17 protein-coding genes are annotated in these 20318 nt (G+C 54.7%); 8 read left to right on the forward strand and 9 right to left on the reverse strand.

What is annotated here, in order from left to right; translation table 11 throughout:
• Positions 1-60: 60 nt before the first annotated feature.
• Entirely contained in the window at positions 61-594 is a 534-nt protein-coding gene (gene mog / locus SIL79_RS07700; protein WP_025009110.1) for a molybdopterin adenylyltransferase, read from the forward strand.
• Positions 595-720: 126 nt separating this feature from the next.
• Here the strand turns inward: mog and SIL79_RS07705 are convergent, their stop codons facing one another.
• From SIL79_RS07705 to SIL79_RS07715, 3 genes are read right to left on the reverse strand one after another with little or no spacing between them, the layout of a single operon-like run.
• The gene (locus tag SIL79_RS07705; RefSeq protein WP_371872533.1) at positions 721-1857 is read right to left on the reverse strand and encodes an ABC transporter permease; all 1137 of its coding nucleotides are present in this window, start codon (positions 1855-1857) and stop codon (positions 721-723) included.
• Complete coding sequence (locus SIL79_RS07710) at positions 1854-2588, reverse strand: ABC transporter ATP-binding protein (protein WP_028780402.1); 735 nt, start codon at positions 2586-2588, stop codon at positions 1854-1856. The genes SIL79_RS07705 and SIL79_RS07710 overlap by 4 nt, the downstream gene beginning before the upstream one ends.
• The gene (locus tag SIL79_RS07715; protein WP_234501244.1) at positions 2585-4027 is read right to left on the reverse strand and encodes an alpha/beta hydrolase; all 1443 of its coding nucleotides are present in this window, start codon (positions 4025-4027) and stop codon (positions 2585-2587) included. Before SIL79_RS07715 ends, SIL79_RS07710 begins: the two co-directional genes overlap by 4 nt.
• A gap of 131 nt (positions 4028-4158) precedes the next feature.
• Between SIL79_RS07715 and SIL79_RS07720 the strand changes: the two genes are divergently transcribed.
• The 6 genes from SIL79_RS07720 (at position 4159) to SIL79_RS07745 (ending at position 9310) form a co-directional block, all read left to right on the forward strand.
• Positions 4159-4542 (forward strand): GntR family transcriptional regulator, encoded by a 384-nt coding sequence (locus SIL79_RS07720; RefSeq protein ID WP_039034579.1) that lies wholly within the window; start codon positions 4159-4161, stop codon positions 4540-4542.
• 12 nt (positions 4543-4554) lie between these two features.
• Complete coding sequence (locus tag SIL79_RS07725; protein ID WP_039034580.1) at positions 4555-5406, forward strand: ABC transporter ATP-binding protein; 852 nt, start codon at positions 4555-4557, stop codon at positions 5404-5406.
• Positions 5403-6635, forward strand: coding sequence for a hypothetical protein (locus SIL79_RS07730; protein ID WP_039034581.1), 1233 nt, complete (start codon positions 5403-5405; stop codon positions 6633-6635). Before SIL79_RS07725 ends, SIL79_RS07730 begins: the two co-directional genes overlap by 4 nt.
• Before the next feature lie 137 nt (positions 6636-6772).
• Complete coding sequence (locus SIL79_RS07735) at positions 6773-8566, forward strand: AMP-dependent synthetase/ligase (protein ID WP_039034582.1); 1794 nt, start codon at positions 6773-6775, stop codon at positions 8564-8566.
• A gap of 126 nt (positions 8567-8692) precedes the next feature.
• Entirely contained in the window at positions 8693-8884 is a 192-nt protein-coding gene (locus SIL79_RS07740; protein WP_319619112.1) for a hypothetical protein, read from the forward strand.
• Positions 8885-8911: 27 nt separating this feature from the next.
• Positions 8912-9310, forward strand: a complete 399-nt coding sequence (locus SIL79_RS07745; RefSeq protein ID WP_025009115.1) for an acyl-CoA thioesterase — start codon at positions 8912-8914, stop codon at positions 9308-9310.
• A 37-nt stretch (positions 9311-9347) separates the two neighbouring features.
• Here the strand turns inward: SIL79_RS07745 and SIL79_RS07750 are convergent, their stop codons facing one another.
• Positions 9348-10175: an AraC family transcriptional regulator gene (locus SIL79_RS07750; protein WP_232786054.1), complete on the reverse strand. Its 828-nt coding sequence runs from the start codon at positions 10173-10175 to the stop codon at positions 9348-9350.
• 86 nt (positions 10176-10261) lie between these two features.
• On the opposite strand from SIL79_RS07750, the gene SIL79_RS07755 reads away from it, so the two are divergent.
• The gene (locus SIL79_RS07755) at positions 10262-10960 is read left to right on the forward strand and encodes a glutamine amidotransferase-related protein (RefSeq protein WP_039034585.1); all 699 of its coding nucleotides are present in this window, start codon (positions 10262-10264) and stop codon (positions 10958-10960) included.
• Between the two features lie 109 nt (positions 10961-11069).
• Here the strand turns inward: SIL79_RS07755 and SIL79_RS07760 are convergent, their stop codons facing one another.
• The 5 genes from SIL79_RS07760 to SIL79_RS07780 form a co-directional block, all read right to left on the reverse strand.
• Complete coding sequence (locus SIL79_RS07760; protein WP_319619113.1) at positions 11070-14564, reverse strand: hypothetical protein; 3495 nt, start codon at positions 14562-14564, stop codon at positions 11070-11072.
• 125 nt (positions 14565-14689) lie between these two features.
• On the reverse strand, positions 14690-15592 hold the full coding sequence (gene pbpG, locus SIL79_RS07765) for a D-alanyl-D-alanine endopeptidase (RefSeq protein ID WP_082014298.1): 903 nt from the start codon (positions 15590-15592) through the stop codon (positions 14690-14692).
• 74 nt (positions 15593-15666) lie between these two features.
• Complete coding sequence (locus SIL79_RS07770) at positions 15667-16092, reverse strand: acyl-CoA thioesterase (RefSeq protein WP_039034587.1); 426 nt, start codon at positions 16090-16092, stop codon at positions 15667-15669.
• Between the two features lie 173 nt (positions 16093-16265).
• Positions 16266-16946, reverse strand: a complete 681-nt coding sequence (gene mtnC / locus SIL79_RS07775) for an acireductone synthase (RefSeq protein ID WP_039034588.1) — start codon at positions 16944-16946, stop codon at positions 16266-16268.
• Between the two features lie 239 nt (positions 16947-17185).
• Positions 17186-20317 carry an efflux RND transporter permease subunit gene (locus SIL79_RS07780; RefSeq protein WP_039034589.1) on the reverse strand — a complete coding sequence of 1044 codons (3132 nt, stop codon included), beginning with the start codon at positions 20315-20317 and terminating at the stop codon, positions 17186-17188.
• Position 20318: the final 1 nt, after the last annotated feature.

Below are 20318 nucleotides of genomic sequence, written 5' to 3' on the forward strand. Positions count from 1 at the left end.
GCCTAATTGTGGTATGTTAGGCGCCACTGCAACACAAGTATTTTTGCCAAGGGGAACAGCATGGCCAAAGCCAAAATCGGGATAGTAACCGTTAGTGACCGTGCCAGCGCCGGAGTCTATGAAGACATTTCCGGCAAGGCGATCATAGAGACTCTCAATGCTTATCTCACCAGTGAGTGGGAAAGTGTTTATGAAGTGATCCCGGACGAGAGGGCGGTGATTGAAGCCACCCTCAAGCGGATGGCCGATGAAGACGGCTGTTGTCTGGTGGTGACCACAGGGGGCACAGGGCCGGCCAAGCGCGATGTTACGCCCGAGGCGACCGAAGCCGTGTGCGATCGTATGATGCCTGGCTTTGGCGAGCTGATGCGCGCCGAGTCACTCAAGTTTGTTCCGACAGCGATTTTGTCACGGCAAACCGCCGGGTTGAGAGACGACACCCTGATAGTCAACTTACCGGGTAAGCCCAAGTCGATTCGTGAGTGCCTGGATGCGGTATTCCCGGCGATTCCTTACTGTATCGATTTGATGGAAGGCCCCTTCCTCGAATGCGACGAGACAGTGATCAAGCCGTTTCGTCCCAAGGCGAAATAAGCCAACCCGGTTTTTACCCGGCCGATACCCTTGGGTTTCGGGGGACGGGTTTCGGGGGTTCGGCAATCGAAAGGCAAGCCAATATTGAATCTCGGCTTGCCTTTTCTTTTGCGGCTTGGGAGGGAATCAGAGGCCGAACACCACCTTTTCGCTCTTGAGTGAGCGTTCCAGTCCCAGCACCAGGGCGGCGGCGATGGCCAACGTCAGCAAGCTGGATACCAATAGCTGCAGCAGCGGCAACTCCTTACCCTTGATAAAAGCCATCAGTGCCTGTTGCTGCCCCGAGACCGGCAACCACTGCAAGGTGTCCGGCGCTATGTCGTAGCTGGCGGTCATTGCCAGGGCCAAGGGCACGAACAGTACTATGGTCAGATAGGACTGGGCTTCCTTGAAGGTCTTGGCCAGGAAGGACACAAACAGCTGCATGCTGGCGGCCAGCAGGGCGACCGGCAAGCCTATCAACAGCATCAGGGCAATAAACTCGGCGCTGATGCTGATGCTGAAGCCGAGCTCCTGCCAAGGCACCATGGGATAGGCAAACTTGGAGATCAGCAAAATCAGGATCAAGCCCAGCATGGCAAACACAGTTACCGCCAGCAGTTTGGAGATCACCAATTGCCTCGGGGTGACAGGGTGACTCAGCAGCAGCGCCAATGAGTTGCGTTCACGTTCGCCGGCACTGGTATCTATCGCCAGATTCATCCCGGAAATAAATACCGAGTAGATCATGGTGAAAATGGCGATCCCGAGGATCATTCCGCCCTTGGAGTCGGGCGTGGCCTGATCCTGCAGTTGCACCTTAATCGGCTGCATTATCCTGGGATCTATACCGCGGGCCAGTAGGCGCAGGCTGCCCATTTCGGAGGAATAACCCTGCAGCGCCCGCTCCAGACGGCGAATCGATTTCTGCAGCTTTTCATCCGAGTTGTCGGCTATCAGGATCACCTCGGCCCTTTCGCCTTTGGCCATCTGCGCCCGATATTGCTCGCTTATCTGCAGTATCAGAGCGCCTGCCTGCTCGCCGCTGTCCTGATTTATCCCCTTCTGGCCGAGATAGCGCACCAGATCCGGCGCCTGTTCGGCGTTGTCTATGCGAATTTGCAGATCATCCGGGCTGGAGAGCTGACCAATCAGCACCACAAACAGACCGCACATGATCAACGGCGTGCCTATGGCATAGTAGAGACCTGCCATTACAGAACGCTTGTCGCGGGCGGCATCCAGCAGTTCCTTGCGAACCAGTGTCAAGAGTCGACTCATCATGCGGCTATCCCCTCATCCGTGCCTATCAGTTGTATAAAGGCATCTTCCAATGACTCCTTACCGGTTTGACGGCATAGATCGGCCGGGCTGCCAACGGCCACCACGCGTCCCTGGGTCATGACTATCACCTTGTCACAGAGGGCGGCGACCTCCTGCATCACATGGCTGGAGAACAACACACAGTGGCCCTGGCGTTTGAGATCCAACAGCAGCTCCCGCAGAACCCGGGTGCTCATCACATCCAGCCCGCGGGTGGGTTCGTCGAGAATAATATTGGTAGGTTGATGCACTATGGCCTGAGCCAGTGCCGTCTTCATCCGCTGCCCCTGGGAAAAGCCCTTGCAGTGGCGGTCGGCAATATCGTCCATCTTGAGTTTGCCGAGCACATCGGCAGTCGCCTGCTTGGCGGCCTTGCTCGGCATGCCGCTGAGTTCGGCGAAGAAACGAATATATTCCCTCGGACTCAGGCGTTCATAGAGGCCGAAGGGATCCGGAAACAACCCCAGTTGCTGCTTGGCCGCCAGCGGATTGCGACCGACATCTATGCCGTCGACTTCGGCTATGCCTTCGTCCGGTTTCAACAGGCCAAACACAGTGCGCAGGCAGGTAGTCTTGCCTGCGCCATTGGGGCCGAGCAGGCCGGTAATCATGCCATCTTCGGCGCTGAAACTCAGGCCATCCAGGGCTTGAACCTTGCCAATGCGCTTACTCAGATTGGTCACCTTGATCATTTTGTTCCTCCTGGAATGGCTTCCACTGTGCTGGCGTTGAGATAGAAACTGCGACGCACATCTTTGTTAAGACACTCGCCGTCCAACTTGTCCGGCGCCGTGCCCTTGACCAGCTCGGCGATCAGCTCATTGGCGCAGGACTGGGCGGCGACACCATGGGTGGCATAGGGGGAAATCAAGTGTCTGGCGTTGCTCAACTGGGCCATGGCCAGCTCGCCCCAGGATGGCGGCGTGGCGGGGTCCTTGGCTCCGGAAAGCAGCAGGGTGGGGATATCGCTGGTTATCGGCTCGGCAAAGGTGGCCGCCGCGGCAGGGACATTCCAGATAGGGCAGCTTCTGTCCAGGCTGCTGAGCATCTCTTTGCCTATGACGCTGGCCTCGGCCTGTTGACGCTCGGCGGCGGTCAATCTGGGCCAATCTTCACCGCAAACCACGGCGGCGTGCATGCCCATGGCGATACCTGTGCTATCGACACTGAGAGCCATCAGCCCCAGCAGGGGTTGGTATTCCTCCATTGCCGCTCGGTGGATGGCGTAGGGCAGCAAGGCTCTGACCGAGGGGCTGTAGAGCGCCATTCTCAGGCTGCCGAGCAGCTTGCTACGGGTCAGGGTCAGCATGGCGATATCGCCGGTTACCGGATGAGGCACCTTCTTCATCACCGCATGTTGCCCCAGGCGCTCGGCCAGTTGGTTCAGTTCCTGACGCAACTGTGGGTAGGTTTGAGCGCACAAAGCGTCCTGTTCACAATCGCTCAGCAGCAGATCCTGGGCCCGGCCAATGGCGGCGCCTATGGCCAGCACACTCTGCTGCATAGGTACGACGCCATCCAGGGTCACTGTTTTGAGTACCTCTGGATAGTGGCGCATATAGAGCTGGGCCATACGGCTGCCGTAGGAGATGCCATAAAGGTGCAGTTTCTGATAACCCAGATGCCGGCGAACCGCTTCGAAGTCGTGCAATGCTTGCTCGCTGCCGTATTGGCTGATATCGGCATCCAACTTGCTCAGGCAGTTACGGGTTTCCTGTTCGACATCCAGTGCTTCGTCGTTATAGGCCAGGGTTTGTTCCAAATCCAACGCTGCACATTCAAGGGCGTTGGACTGGCCGGTGCCGCGCTGATCTATCAGCAATATGTCCCGGTTTTGACGCACTTTGCTTAAGATCAGGTTGAAGGTGGCGGCATTTTCGATGGCCGACTGTCCCGGCCCACCTGAAATGGCCAATACGGCTTCATCGGGGGCGGTATTCTTGATGGCCGGCAAGACGGCATAGTGGATTGCCAACTGGCGGCCATCGGGTTTTTGCGGATCCTCCGCGACTCGAATTGTGCCGCAACGCAGACGCTCAGATAGACCGTCGATATAACAGCCCGTGCTTTCGGAAGCTGTCTGTGCCTGACTCAGCGGCGTCCAACAGAGCCCCAGTGCCAACAACAGCATGCTGGTTACGGCAGGCCAGTATTGTTGGCCAAAGTTCCTTTGCTTCATGCTTGTGTCCCTTTTTGGCATTCCTGCCGGATTGTGTTAGTTTAACTACTGTATCAATGTATTAATACAGTGTTTCAAGGCTAATGTTAGAACTATTGAATGTCAACCCCAGCAGCGGCGACCCCATCTACCGCCAATTGAGCGAGCAGATTATTCATCTGATCGTCGGCGGTCAGCTGCCCGAGGAAACCGTATTGCCCTCGGTGCGGCAGATGGCTGAGCATCTGGCTGTAAACCCCATGACAGTTTCCAGGGCGGTGCAGCAGTTGGTGGAGCAGGGATGGCTGGAGCGGCGACGCGGCCAGGCAACCCGGGTAGCCCTGCGTCAGGCTCATCAGAGTCTATCGGCCGAGGCCATAATAACGCCGCAGCTTGAAGACTTGTTGGTGACGGCGCAACAGTTGGGGTTGTCGCAGCAGGGGCTGCAGCAGCTGGTAGTCAAATATTGGCCCCAAACCAAGGAATAACAGGGAAAAAGTATGGAACAGCCAGCCGGGTCATTATTGTGTTTCACTAAGGTCGACAAGAGCTTCGACGGCAAATCTGTGTTAACCGCGGTAGATCTGCAGTTGGAGCCAGGGATGGTGGTAGGGCTGCTTGGTGCCAATGGCGCCGGTAAATCGACCCTGATGCGTATTGCGCTTGGGATAATTCCCTGTGACAGTGGCCTGGTGACGACTCTGGGACAGGCGCCGCAGCAGCTGGATTCAGGCCATAAGCAGCGTTTGGGCTATGTGCCGCAGCAGCCCTTCGGCTATGAGGGGTTCAGTGTCGAGCGGGCGCTGGCCATGCACAGCAGTTTCTATCCTCAGTGGGACATGGAGTTGCAGCAACAATGGTTGCAGCGTTTCGGTCTGGATCTCAAAGCTCAGGTGCAACGGCTTTCAGGGGGACAACGTCAGTCTCTGGCGCTCATTATGGCAATGGCCTATCGACCTCAGTTGCTGGTGTTGGATGAGCCTGTGGCCAGTCTGGATCCCGTTGCCAGACGTCGTTTTATGGCTGATCTGTTCGAGCTGGCGTTGGAATCAGGTTCCGCCGTACTGTTTTCATCACATATCACTTCAGATCTGGAACGGGTCGCCAGTCATCTGGCGTTGCTGAAAGCAGGGGAATTACTGCTGTTTAAGGAGATAGATGCGCTCAGGGAGGAGGTGCGTTTGCTGAAGTTCGCTGCAGACAGTGACATCCAGTTGCCTGAATCCATGCGGCTGTTGGCGACAACCCGTGCCGGCTGTGTGGTGGATGGTTATCGGGGGCAGGCCTTGCCCGGCATGATAGATGCCCGCCGCCTGAATCTGGAGCAGCTGTTTATGGAGCTGCATCCATGAGGCTGGCTTTTTTCCCTGCCTTATGGCTTAAAGATATCGGCAGTGTCAGCTTCCTGATAACGGCCGGACTGGGCTTGTTTTTGGCCCTGGTGATACAGTTGAGTGGGGATAGCGACAAGACCGGGATGTTCCAGGCAATGGCAATTCTTTCTGGATGTGCCGCCTTTGCCTGGCAATCCAATCGTCTGGCCGCCTGTGAATGGCTGGTATTGGTGCCGGGTTTTAAAAAGGCGCTACTGCTGCAGGCCACAGTGCTGGCGATACTGGTTCAGCTTATTTGTTTGGCGATTTCACCTGCGAATTTGGCTATTCAAGGTGTTGCCTGGAGTCTGGGGCTGGCGTTTGTACTGGCATGTTTGCGCTATCCCAAGTGTTTTTACTGGTCGGTACTGCTGTTCTTGGTCTTGCCAATCAGCGAGTCCATTGCCCGTCTTTTACCCGCCTGGAGCTGGTGGTTGGCAACGACAGTGTTATTGGTCATGCTCGCCAGACAGTTACGCTTGCTTTGCTGGCACCCACAGGCGCGTAGCATCTATCTCAATGGGCTGGAGGCGGGTTGGGTTTTAGGCCCAAGGCTGGGGATATGGCCGCCGCTGCTGAGGTTGGAAGCCTGGCTGCATCCGGTCAATTTTTTCATCGGCCCCACCTTGAGCTGGTTGCTGATCCTGCTGCCGGGCAGCAGTCTGCTGTTGATACTTGTTAATTTAGGTTGGCATAAACAATTGCCGGTGATTTATATCGCTGGCCAGTTAGCCATGCTCATCTGCTCCCTGGTGCACTGGAGTCGGCTGCAACGCTGGCGAGGGGCTGAGTTATTGCTGTTGCTGCCCGGGCATACTGGACTTGCTGGGTTGACGGCCGCATTTGCCCGCGGTCAAACCCGATTGCTGGCGTTGTTGGGGCTGATGTTAACCTTGATCCTGATGTTGGATTGGTTCGTCGGCGAAACCCAAGGCTTAGCTGGAGTGCACCAATTGCTGGCGGCTCTCTGGGGCTCGGCGCTGCTCCTGGCGCTGGGAAGTATCAGCCACCAGAAAGGCTATCTGGCTGGCGTCATGCTGCTGTTTATTGTCAATTCTACTTGGAGTTCCGGCCTGGCACGGGGGTTACAACAAGGTTCGGGCAGCGTTGTTTGGCTGAGCCTTGACCTGATTATGCTGGTATTGGCGCTAGTAGTGTTTCATCGTTGTAGCCGCAGATTATGGCGTACAGGAGTCGTTGAACCTTGATACCACAACTGGTCTGATCTCTATGGGGGAAGCGTGATACTGTACGAAACTAGAGCAAAAGCTCTTATGTTTACTTGAGCCTTGGGGTAGAATCGCAAAAAGCGGAACAGCTGTAAGCTAAAAAGGTAAACCGAGTTATGTCTCTAGAGCAGTACAGAATCACCCATCTCTTGCGTCAGCAGCTTGAAGCGCGTGCAGAGGATATCGCCCTGGAAGGCTTCGAAATAGCTGCGCCTTGGGATAAGGTCAGCTGGAACGAATTTGACCGCATCAGTGCGGCTATTGCCGGAATCCTGATTGCCAATGGCTTTGAGGTTCAGGATCGCGCCGTGATCCTGTCCCATAACTGCCCGCAGTGGACTTGCGCCGATGTCGGCGTCGTTCGTGCCCGTGGCGTTGTGGTGCCGGTTTACCCTACCTCCACCCTGAAGCAAGCTGCCTATATCATCAATGATGCCGGCGCAAAAGTTTTATTTGTGGCCAATAAGGCACAGTATCGACTGGCTTGTCAGTTAGAAGCAATGTGTCCGACATTGGAACTTGTGGTGGTGTTTGACAAACATGTTACTTTGGAAAAACTGCATCATCATCATCTGGATGTATTACTGAACCAAGTTGTATCCGAAGAAGCACGCACTGAGTTGGCTGTCCGTGAACAGAATGCCACTCTGGATGACCTGCTGACTCTGATCTACACCTCAGGCACCACCGGCGATCCCAAGGGGGTGATGCTGGATCAACGTAACTTTGCTTCGGCTATGCGCCAACATTTCCAATTGATCCCCTTTGAAGCGGATCAGGTTTCCTTGGTATTCCTGCCTCTGAGCCATGTTTATGAGCGCGGTTGGACCTTCTATGTACTCAGTCGTGGTGGCAGAAATGTCTACCTGGCTGACACTCATAGGGTAAAGGAAGCCATTGCCGCCGTGCGTCCTCACACCTTGTGTGTGGTGCCCAGATTCCTGGAGAAGGTTTACAGCGCAGTACAGGATAAAGTGACCCGGGCCGGGAATGGCAATCGCAAGTTGTTTGCTTGGGCACTGGCTGTGGGCGAGCGCCAGTTTGAAGTGATGCAGGGCCGGGCTCAACCCAGTAAAAAATTGTCATTGCAGTGGTATTTGGCTGACAAGTTGGTTTATCGCCGGCTCAGAGCGGCTCTTGGCGGTCGTCTGCGGTTGATGCCCTGTGGTGGTGCCGCCTTGGATGCTAAAGTGAGTGCATTCTTTGCTGCCATTAACCTGCCGGTACTTTGTGGTTACGGTATGACAGAAACCACGGCAACCGTCACCTGTAATACATTGGACAATAGGGTGACAGGTTCCAATGGTCGCTGTATGCCCGAAGTGGAAATTCGTCTCGGGGCCGAGAATGAGATTTTGGTTCGCGGCGATACCGTGATGCGCGGTTATTTTAACCGTCCCGAAGACACCGCCGAAGCCTTCGAGGATGGTTGGCTCAAGACTGGGGATGCCGGTTACCTGGATGAACAGGGTAATCTGTTTATCACCGACAGGATCAAAGAGCTGATGAAGACCTCCAATGGCAAGTATATTGCGCCACAGCGGGTCGAAGGCAAAGTAGGTTGCTGCCCCTTCATCGAACAGGTGGCGGTAGTCGCCGATGCCCGTAACTATGTGACGGCACTAATCGTTCCTGCCTTTGAAGCTCTGGAGGTTTGGGCCAGACAGAAGGGGATCCGTTATGAGTCGCCGCTGGAGTTGATACGTCACAGCCATGTGGTGGAGCATTTTGAAGAACGGCTCAAACACCTGCAACAGGAACTGGCGGGTTTTGAGCAGATTAAAAAGTTTACCCTGTTGCCTGAGGCCTTCTCTATGGAGGCGGGTTTAATCACCCCGACCCTCAAGCTCAGACGTAAGATGATCTATCACAAGTATTCCCGTGAAATTAACGCCATGTATGGCGGTTAAGTCCGAAGAAGGCTGCCTGGGTAGCCTTTTTAATATCCTGATTCCTTCAGGTTCAATCTTGGCTGTTGTAGTATTGGCGCCCAAGATTGACCTTGTTGCCAAGGCCATTTCTCAAGGAAGCAGTATATGGAAGGACTATTCCAACAGGGCTGGCTCACAGGCTTGTTTCTCCTGATGTTCTCATCATTTTCACTCGCCTCTGAACTGGCTTACACCCCCCGTGGACACCTCAAGTGGATGACGGCGACCGGCAAGATGGTTGAGCCAGGTGCCATGAATGGTAAGCTGAAGGCTGGCAAAGACAAGTGCGAGTTTTAATCAACAATAATAACAATAGGATACCCTATGGAAGCGTTAAGCCTGGATATTCAACCCAGATTCAATGAAACCGATGGCCTGGGCCATATCAATAACACTGTGCTGCCCGTGTGGTTTGAAGCCGCCAGAGAGCCTGTGTTCGAAATCTTCAACCCAGGTCTGGATCTGACCAACTGGAACCTGATAGTGGCCGGATTCACCATCGCCTTTAAGGCGCCCACCTATTACGGTAAGACAGTCAGAGTATTGACCTCGGTCAGCCGCATAGGCAACAGCTCGTTCGAAGTATTGCAGCAGAGTTGGCAGGGAGAGCTGCTGACCGCCGAAGCCAAGACCACCCTGGTGCACTACGACTACAGCTGTGAGCAGAGTCGACCTATTCCTGATGAGATCCGTCAGCGTCTGCAGCCTTTGCTGCGGGAGTGAGTCGGCGTTTTCCAAGTACAGATTAAGCCAGCGTCTTCTACGTTGGCCTATTCTGGCTACGGTATTGGTGAGGTGTCTGGTCAAAGAGACCTTTGAAGGCACAGATAAAGGCAGAATCGGACTGATAGCCCGCCTGAAATGCCACCTGTTGCACTGTTTCACCTTGCTCCAACTGCGTCAGCGAACTCAACAAACGTAGGTGCTGGCGCCAGAGTGGATAGCTGCAACCCAGTTCCCGGGCAAACAGCCGGGAAAGAGTGCGCTCGGATGCGCCCACCCGCTCGGCCCATTGGGCCAGAGTCATTTCCAATGCCGGCCTGGCAACTTGTTCATCAAAAATCCGCAGCAGACGTTTGTCTTTTGGCAGCAGTAACCCCAAACGATAGGGCGCCGCCTGGATCACCTCATCCTTGAGAACCGCCAATAACCTCAACCTTGCGTCTGAGGCTTGCGGGCTGGGTGCTTGTGTCAGATGCAGCAGCAATTCCCTTAGAAAGGGAGATACTGCCAAGGGTTTGGCCTGAGTGGGAAAGCCCTGGCTATATGCGGGATCCAGGTAGAGACCTATGAACTGGGTATCCACCAGGACTCTGGACTCATGCTCCTGGGTTGCCGGAATAAACAGGGCGCCGTTATGGGGCAGTATAAAGCGGGTATCCCTGACCTGAGTCTGTAACAGGCCGCTTGCCGGAAACACCAACTGATGCCAGTTGTGGCTGTGCCAGCTATCGACATGCCCTCTGGGCATCCACAGCACTTTGCTGAGCACCCGGGCGTCGGGATAAGCCGCTATCAGCCCGTTGGCATCGAACCGTGCTTCTGAAGCTAGGGTATCTGTTGGGGAAATAGCTTGGCGGTTTGGCAATGTTATCTGTCTTTATGTCGATATCTATCGGTCTGCTGTCAAGGCTAACATGACGGCCAACTGAACAACAAACGCGGGAGCGACAGGTGAAGGTACATTTTATTCAACATGAGTCTTTCGAAGGGCCGGGGGTTTTGGCGAACTGGTGTCGCGCGCGCGGCTATGAAGCCAGCTATACCCGCCTCTGGCTTGGTGAATCCTTGCCGCAGAGCCTCCAAGGCGTAGGTTTATTGGTTGTGCTCGGAGGCCCACAGTCACCGGCAACCGGCATTGCCGAGTGCCACTATTTTGATGCCCGGGCGGAACAGGCCTTGATAGCCAGAGCCATTGCCGGGCAGGTGGCTGTGTTGGGTATCTGTTTGGGAGCACAGCTGATTGGCGAGGCGCTCGGTGCTTCTTTCGAACCCAGCCCAGAGGTTGAGATAGGCTTCTTTCCCGTGACCTTAACCGCGGCCGGCAGGGTGCATCCAGGCCTGGAAAGCTTCGGCGACAGTGTCACTCTGGGGCATTGGCACCATGATATGCCTGGGCTGACGGCCGATAGCAAGGTGTTGGCATTCAGTGAGGTATGTCCGAGGCAGATAGTGGAATATGGTGCCAGAGTGTACGGCTTTCAGTGCCATCTGGAATTTGACGCCGAGGCGATAGAGGCGCTTATCAGTCACAGTACCGCCGAGTTTAGTCAGCCCCATCCTTGGGTGCAGCCACCTGATGTACTGCGCCAGGCCGAGACTCAGGAGATGAATGTCTTGCTATGGCAATTTCTGGACTGGCTGGTGCGCTGAAGCGGGCAGCATAGACAGCCTAAAAGGCGTGCCCCTGCTGCTAGGCGTCTATGTGGTCCATAGCCTATGTAGCCCGCCAAACCCCTTGCCTTACCCAAATCGGCGGCGGTTAGGCAAGCTCTGCCATGGCATCTCTGACCCGACGGGAGTCATCGTTGGCTAGCGCCGAGAGCAACTCGGCCGCGTCGGGATAGTCGCCTTCCAGGCAATCGATCAGCTCGATTTTCTCATTGACAGTCAACTGAGTAATAAGGGGCTTCAGCGTGCCGTTTCTCAGTTGAGCGACTAGCCAGTCACAGGGAGCCTCATATTCCCCCTTGCCTAGGCAAAAACGCAGCAGTTTCATCGGCTCAAGCCGCAGCGGCTCCAAGGTTTGCAGCAGCCAGCTCAGCGCGGCTTCCTGCAGCTCATCGCTGTCCTGGTATCTCCTGTCTATGTATCGCGTTGCTGGCCAGTCGCCGCGGCGCACCTTGTCGGCCATAAAGGCCCGCAATAGTTGCTTATCGAACAGTTCAAACCCTAATTGGTAGCCAAGCAGGAGCTGCAGCAGTCGCTGCCGGGTTGGGGTGGGAAGCAGCCACAGGCACTGCTTGAGGTCATAACGCTCGAAGGATGAGTAGATACTCAGCTCATCAATGGCGAACAGGCGTTGCAGGCAGGCTTGCATGGCTGCCAGCGGCAGTTCACCACTCAGGTATGCTTGCAGTCGAGCATTGACCAAGGCGACCCTGACATCGACCGAGTATAGGCCCTTGAATGCAGCCAAGATCTCCTCGGCGCTGACACTCTCGTCAAACAGCAGCACCTCGCCCGCAACACCTTGGGGCATGCCCTCCGGCGGTATCGCTTGGGTCAGCAATAATGCCTGCAACTCTTCACCCTGACGTCGAATCAGGCTGACATTGAGCCAGTTATATCTGTCATCTTGGGCCTGCTCGCAAACCACAAGTTGCGGTGCGGCAACCACAGGCTGCGTTATGCCCCGCTCCAGCAACTGGCAGCGATCATCAAAGTCTTGAGCCAGTACCCGCTGCCAACTCTTGAGGTTGTCGCGAATAAAATACTCGAGGCAGAGTGACAACTCCCGCAGCAGCTCAGGGTGTTGGATAAAGCCTTGCCCTGGGAATTGCAGCTCGAGCAGTTCGAAGGCATTGAGCTTCTCTCTATCCGGCAGTCGTCTCAGTGCCTGCAGCAGTGGATCTGCCTGGCTCGATGAGGCCTGGGCCAATGGGCTCAGCTGCGCTAGCGCGCGCAGTGTGTTATCGCCATCGCCGCTGCTCAGCGACAGTTGGAAGTCAAACACTGTCAGTAAGGCTTCACTGACGCCGAGTGATTGCATGCTGCTGACAAAGCCCAGGCGCTCGGTATCAGAGTCAAACTCAGGGTCGAAATTATCGTCACTGTAAGGCATGGCGGCATAATGCAAGAGCTTGAGTGGCGCTAGTTCCAGCAGCCATTGCCACAGGCGCCGGGCCAGTATGAGAGCCGGGGCTTGCGGCTCATTTGGCTGAGCCGAGGAGTGAGTGAAAGCCTGCTGCGAGGCCAGCAGGAAATAGCACAGCATGGCACCGCGGCGAAAACCGTCTTGTTTGTCGAACAATAGGTATTTGGGCTGGAAGTCACTGATGGGTTCCAGGGTCAATTGGCGGCCAACATCATCACGCCCTCTTCGATAGAGCTGGTCTTGTGCCAGTTGCAGCGCCTCAAGCTCACAAAGAGAGGGCTCGGGCCGACAGATAAACGCCTTGAGCGGCTTGGCATCGTCTGCGGCCTGCTTGAGCACTTGCCCGGCAAGCAGTTCCCAAGGGCTATTAGCGTTTAATCTCTCGCTCAGCGCCCGGCTGGTGGCGTCATGGCACCCGGCCAGACAGTCCTGTTGCCAAAGGAAGGCCAGCAACACATAGTGGCCGAGCTCCATTTGGCTCAGTGGCCAGTTATCCGGGGTGGCAAGCTGGCGGTGTTGCCGGAACAAGGCCAGGGTCTTGTTCAACAAGGGGCGGTTGTAGACCTGGCGCTTGTCGTTCCATTGCTGCAGCAGTTTAGCCAGTTGCGCCTCGAGCAGCGCCTGCTCACTGGTGTCACTGAGGTTGCCGTAGCGCTGCAGATATTGGACATCATCGAGCAGTCCTTCATCGTCGACCAGGTTTTCGCGGATCTCTTCCAGCTCGGGTTTACCAAGCCAAGCGAACCAGATATCCAGCAGGCGTAAATACTGCTGTTGCCTTTGCGGTAGAGTCTTTGATGGCAAAATATCGGCAAAGGCTTCGACATCTTCTTCATCACCATAGAGCAGTTCATAACGGCTATCGCTGAGAATACTGCTCAGCTCTTCGGCAATATGTCGATTGGATTCTGCCGTAACGCAGTAGTCGACTATATAGTGATAGAGCCCCAGGGCTTTGGCCTTACAGGCGGGAATTAATGCTATTGGTTGCTGAGCCGCCAGCGCCTGGGGTTGGCTGCCATCATGCAGATATTGCCACAATGCCGCGCCTTGGGGTTGCGCCAGTACCAATGGCTTTAACAGACGCAGCAGCCTGCCCGGCCGCTGATCGTCCTCATCCTGATAGCTGCCTTCTTGTTCATCTGCGTCGGTTTCAACACTCTCGGTTATGCCGCATCTGTAACAGGCCAGCGCGCCACTGGCCTGGCTCTCTATGGCGGCGCGCAGGTCGCTTATCTCCTCTTCGAGGCTGGCGCAGATAAACTGGCTTTCAAGCAGGGTATCCAGCCCCTCGCTCTGTTCAACTTCAAACCAGGCAAACTCAATCGGGTACATGCTGACAAAGAAATGCAGCACGGCATCGACTCTGCCGAGTGGGCGGTCTTCGGCGGCGAGCAGTTTCGGGCTATTGAGTAAACGCTCGCTCAACAGCTGTTTGAACAGAGGATATTGCTGTGAATTTTGCTTGAGGAAGTCGGCCAGAGGCTGATGACTCTGAATGCCGGTTTCGCCACTGTAGAAGAAGCCCTGGCGCAGATGGTCACTGTCGCACCAGACAAAGGCCCGCAGCATATCCGGGCTCCAGCCATTGAGCTCGAGCAGCCGTGCCATATATTGCTCATAGCCATTGCTGTAGACATTGTCCCAGGCGGGGATCAGGAAGCGTGCCAATAGCCAGGCCAGTTCGGGTGTGCGCCGGGCCAGCAGAAACAGGGCCTCGACCCCGAAAATGCGGCTGTCGTCCAGCCACATGCGCTGCAGATCATTGTGCCTGCGGGCGAAGTCTATCATGGCCTCGGCGGTGGCCAGCAGTTCGGGGGTCAGGTGCGGGTGTTGCATGGCAATGGCGAACAGCAAAGGTTCAGAGAGGTAAAGGTCACACTCGTCACTGATGAGTGGCGGCAGCATGAATACTTCGCCATCCGGGCCCAGGCTCAGGGCTTCCTGCAGCAGGCTGCGCAGTCCTGAATCTTGCAGATCATCGATCTGCAGGCGGCGGTTGCCGCTGTCTGTCTCGGCGACAAATTCGATATCGAACATCCCTTTACGCAGAATAGTGCTTTGCTGCAGTTGTTGCCGGTATTGAGCCAGTGCTTGGCTGATGGAGAGCGGATCCCGGGGATCCAGCGGGATAAGAGTGTGCTTTTTAAATGACTGCATCTTCCTGACTCAGTAACGGCTAAGGCCAAAGGCCTTTAAAAGGTGGCGGGATGATAACAAATACCGACATGGGGGCGACCGCGCAAAAGTAAAAATCTGCGCGGGGTCACCGGCGGTTTTGAATATTAACGGGCAGAGAGCAATGATTGACGCTCTGTTTGCTTTTGTTGTTTATAGTCCAGAGCTTCTTGGGGAACCTGACTGATTTTGCCGGTTTCCAGCCACTTCTTTAAGCGGTTGGCATCGGCCAGATGGCTTAGCTTGCCGAAGGCGTCCAGCACCACAAAGGCGACTTCCCGCTTGGCCATTTGGGTCAGCATCACCAGACAGCGGCCGGCGTCATCGGTATAACCCGTCTTGGAAAGCGAAATTTGCCAGTTTGGTTTATTCACCAGCCGATTAGTGTTGTAAAACGCCAGGTTATATCTGGGTTTACGAAAGGTGACGCTGCGATTGGGGGCCGAGCTCAGCTCGCCTATCAAGGGATACTTTTTAGTCTCTTGCAGCAGTTTGACTAAGTCCCTGGCACTGGAGACATTTTGTTCCGACAGCCCCGTTGGTTCAACAAAGTGACTGTCTGTCATCCCCAACTCTTCCGCCTTGGCATTCATCGCCTGGATAAAGGCCGGATAGCCGCCGGGATAGTGATGCGCCAGGGTCGCGGCAGCTCGATTTTCCGAAGACATCAATGCCAGCGCCAGTGCTTCTTTGCGTTTTAGCTCACTGCCGATACGGATACGAGATACCACATTTTGCATGACTTGGGTTTGGCTGACATCCACGGCAATCCGCTCGTTGAGCGGTAACTTGGCATCCAGCGTCACCAGCGCCGTCATCAATTTGGTGATGGAGGCGATGGGTTGTACCTGCTGCGGGTTGTCCTCATAGAGGATTTCACCGGTTTTCATGTCCACCAAGATAGCGCTGGCCGAGGCCAGTTGCTGTTCAGGAGAAGAAGTGGCTCCGGGTGCAGATTTGACCTGGAAGCACATAAAGCAAGTCATGAAGAGCAGCAGAAAGAGTCTCATTGAGGGGCTTTTCTCTTATTATTGTGTTTATTAATAGGAAAAAAGTGTAATAGAGACTCGCTCGAACACCAACTTTATTCTTGGTATTCCTTGAGAACTGCCAGCAATTCCTGCGGTAATTTGGCCTTGGTGCCTTTCTTGAAATCGTACATGACGGCGACAGAGCTACCTGTAGTGGTAATGGCTCGCTGTGCCTTACTGTACGCCTCGTAATGCATGGTAAACCTGTCTTCACCTATATCGCTGATTTTGACCCCTATCAGCAGGGTATCCGGGTAGGTAACCGGGCGCTTGTACCTGGCCTGGTTTTCGCTTATTACCGGCCCCATTCCCTGTTTGTACATCTCACCCAAGGGAAAATGGCGGTTGAAGAAGTCGATTCTGGCGCTCTCAAAGTAGCGGAAATAGACCACATTGTTGACGTGTTGCAGGGCATCCATTTCGCCCCAGGCCACCGGGATTTGTGAGTGTTGTGGGTAACGCTGAGTAAAATCTTCCATATTTAAACGACCGTTTTATTTTGGTTGGCTCAGGATAACAACAGCGCCTCTCTGTCTCAAGAGGGGAACAACATTCCGTACAGGTGTTGATTTTCCGGGATAAGGAATAGGTGTTGTAAACAATAAGGGGAGCCATTGGCTCCCCTTGATTCATCAGTTAACTTAGGCGGTTATCAGTCAATTTTTAGCTCGGCGAAGCTCTTTACCTGCCGGAAATCACCTGTGCGTTGCCCGGCTTCACGTACCATCTGACAGGTGATCAGCCCGGCAGCGGCAGCGGCCTTGAGTTCGTCCAACATGTCCGAGACAAACAGTATCTGCTTCGGGCTCAGACTTATGGTGTTAATAATGTTGCAGTAGGCTTGCTTGTCGAGTTTGCCGCCGGTGCGGGTATCAAAATGACCGTTGAACAGTTCGGTCAGATCGCCGCCATCACTGTGGCTGAATAGTAGCTTCTGGGCTTCCACTGAGCCGGAAGAGAAGCTGTATACTCTGAGTCCCTGAGCCTTGTATTCCTTGATGGCTTCAATGAAGTCAGGATAGATGTGACCGGTGAACTCGTTCTTGGCATAGCCCTGTTTCCAGATCAGACCCTGCAGTGTCTTCAACGGAGTGGCTTTGCGATCTTCGGCAACCCATTGTTGGAGTATTTCTATTACTCGCGGCAGATCGGCATCAGGTTCCAATGCCATCTCTTTGGTGTCGCTGATACAGTTTTCTACCAGAATATTATCTTGATAACGTTCTAAAAACTCCGGCAATGCCTCGGCCGAATAGGGGAAAAGCACATCCTGAATAAAGTTAAGATCTGTCGTAGTGCCGGCGGTGTCGACGACTATGGCTCTGATACCCATAAGGTGAATTACTCCAAAAAGTGCTGTTTTCTGTGCAGATCCTAAGCTTTATTGGCGCGCTTGACCAGCTTCTTTAACCCTTTGTTGCCCACCAATTTTACATTTTGGGCGGAATGACAAGTCCTAAGGCCGGATGCGAACCTAACAGGTGTTAAGTCTTTGAAGCTCCATATAGAAGTGGTTTGCAACAGGCAACAAAAAGCCCGGCATATCAGCCGGGCTTTGAGGCGACAGGCGAATTATTTGGCCTGTTTTCGCAGTTTGCGCTCTTCACGCTCACGCTTACTGAACATGCGCTCTACCACCACGAAGAAGAGTGGGATAAAGAAGATACCCAGGAAGGTTGAGCTGATCATACCACCCAGTACCCCGGTACCTATGGCATTCTGACTGCCTGAACCCACACCTGTACTGACGGCCAGAGGTACAACCCCGAGACCGAATGCCAGCGAGGTCATCAGAATTGGCCGCAAACGTACCCGCACTGCGTGCAGGGTGGCATCGACAAGTTTGGAGCCCTGCTCATAGTATTCTTTGGCGAACTCCACGATCAGAATGGCGTTCTTGGTCGCCAGACCCACAGTGGTCAACAGACCCACCTGGAAGAACACGTCGTTTGGCAGGCCACGGCCATTCATGGCGATTAGGGCACCGATAATACCCAGAGGCACCACCAGAATTACCGCGAAAGGCACGGACCAGCTTTCATACAGAGCCGCCAATACCAGGAATACCACCAGGATAGACAGCGCGTAGAGTGCAGGCGCCTGGTTGCCTGACAGACGTTCCTCGTAGGAGAGGCCGTTCCATTCGATACCAAAGCCTGGTGGAAGCTGGTTAACCATGTCTTCCATGATGTTCATCGCTTCACCGGTACTGAAGCCCGGAACCGTTGCCCCCTGGATGTTCATTGCCGGTAGACCGTTAAAGCGTTCCAGACGCGGTGAACCATACTCCCAGCTGCCGGTGGCAAAGGCTGAGAAGGGCACCATGTCTCCCTGGGTGTTACGCACATACCAGGAGTCCAGATCTTCAGGTTGCATCCGGTATTTGGCATCGGCCTGAACATAAACCTTCTTCACCCTACCACGGTCGATGAAGTCGTTGACATAGGAGCCACCCCAAGCGGCAGAAAGCACGTTGTTGACATCACCTATGTTGACACTCAGTGCCCGCAGCTTGGCATGATCTATATGCAGCTGATACATGGGCGCATCTTCCTGACCATTGGGGCGTACACCCACCAGGTTGGGATTTTGAGCCGCCATGCCCAGCAGTTGGTTACGGGCCTGAACCAGTTTTTCGTGTCCTTGACCATTCTTGTCCTGCAGGAAGAGGTCAAAACCGTTGGCCGTACCCAGCTCAATTACTGCAGGTGGTACGAAGGCAAACACGAAGGCTTCTTTCATCTGGCTGAACACCGCCATGGCGCGGCCGGCAACCGCCTGAACATCACTGCCTGGAGCCGTACGTTCAGACCAGTCTTTCAGCCCGACGAAGGCGATACCCATGTTCTGCCCCTGACCGGCGAAACTGAAGCCCGCCACACTCAGAACCGATTTGACGTTTTCGTCTGCCAGGAATTGATCCGAGACCTTTTCCAGTACCTTCATGGTACTTTCTTGAGTGGCGTTGGTTGGCAGTATGGTCTGGGTAAACAGCATGCCCTGATCTTCGTCCGGCAAGAAGGCGGTTGGCATGCGGATAAAGATCCAGCCTACGGCCACAACCAGTGCCAGATAGACGGCGCTCATACGTACTGAACGTTTGATGATGCTAGCAACAGTACTTTCGTACTTGCCAGTCATGCGATCGAAGTTACGGTTAAACCAGCCGAAGAAGCCGGTTTCGGCATGGGTATGCCCCTTCTTCAGTGGCTTAAGCATAGTGGCACAAAGTGCCGGAGTCAGAATGATGGCCACCAATACCGACAAGGCCATCGCCGATACGATAGTGATGGAGAACTGACGGTAAATAACCCCGGTAGAGCCGGACATGAAGGCCATAGGTACAAACACTGCTGACAGTGTCAGACCGATACCTACCAGTGCACCGGTGATCTGGCCCATGGATTTCTTGGTTGCTTCCTTGGGGCTGAGCCCCTCTTCGGACATCACCCGCTCAACGTTTTCCACCACCACGATGGCATCATCCACCAAGAGGCCGATGGCCAGTACCATGGCGAACATGGTCAGGGTGTTAATCGAAAATCCGGTGAATGACAGGATGGCGAAGGTACCCAGCAATACTACCGGTACCGCAATCGTTGGGATCAAGGTGGCACGGAAGTTTTGCAGGAACAGATACATGATGACGAACACCAGTACCACGGCTTCCAGCAGAGTATGAACCACACCTTCGATGGAGTTCTTTACGAAGGGTGTCGTGTCATAGGGATACACCACCTGCATGCTGGCCGGGAAGAAGGGACGCATCTCTTCTACCTTGGCGCGCACGGCTTCGGCGGTATCCAGTGCGTTGGCACCAGTGGCCAGCTTGATCGCCAGACCTGTGGCAGGGCGTCCATTGTAGAGTGATTCGATGGAATAACTCTCAGAACCCAGTTCAACCTTGGCGACATCACTCAGATAGACATTGGCTCCCGAGGGGTTCGACTTGAGGATAATGTTGCGGAATTCCTCAGGCGTTTGCAGACGGCTCTGAGCCGAGATAGTCGCATTCAACTCCTGGCCTTGGACCGCAGGGGCACCACCCAACTGACCGGCAGAAACCTGAGCATTCTGTTCTTTAATCGCAGCGATTACATCCAGAGTGGTTAGGTTGTAGTTAGTCAGCTTCAGTGGGTCGACCCAGATACGCATTGAGTACTGGGCGCCGAACAGGGTGGTTTCACCCACACCGGGTACACGACTCATGGGATCCTGAACGTTGGAACCCACGTAGTCGGCGAGGTCGGCCTTGGTCATGGAGCCGTCATCTGAAATAAAGGCGACTACCATCAGGAAGCCGGAGCTGGATTTGTTAACCCTTACACCTTGAGCCGTTACTTCTTGAGGCAGCAAAGCCATGGCGGCCTGCAGCTTGTTCTGTACCTGAACCTGGGCGATGTCGGGATCCGCCTCGGCGTTAAAGGTCAGAGTGATTTCGGCGTTACCGAAGCTGTCACTGGTGGACTTGATATAGCGCAGATGGTCGAGACCTGTCATACGCTGTTCAATCACCTGGGTCACAGAATCTTCAACAGTTTTGGCCGACGCACCTGGATAGTTGGCAGCGACCACAATGGTTGGTGGCGCAATATCCGGGTACTGGGAAACCGGCAGGGCCTTAATGGCCAGGACACCCGCCAGCATGATAATAATCGCGATCACCCATGCGAAGATGGGGCGATCGATAAAGAAACGTGCCATA

The organism is Shewanella indica (assembly GCF_033842865.1).
GTDB classification, from domain to species: Bacteria; Pseudomonadota; Gammaproteobacteria; order Enterobacterales; family Shewanellaceae; genus Shewanella; species Shewanella indica.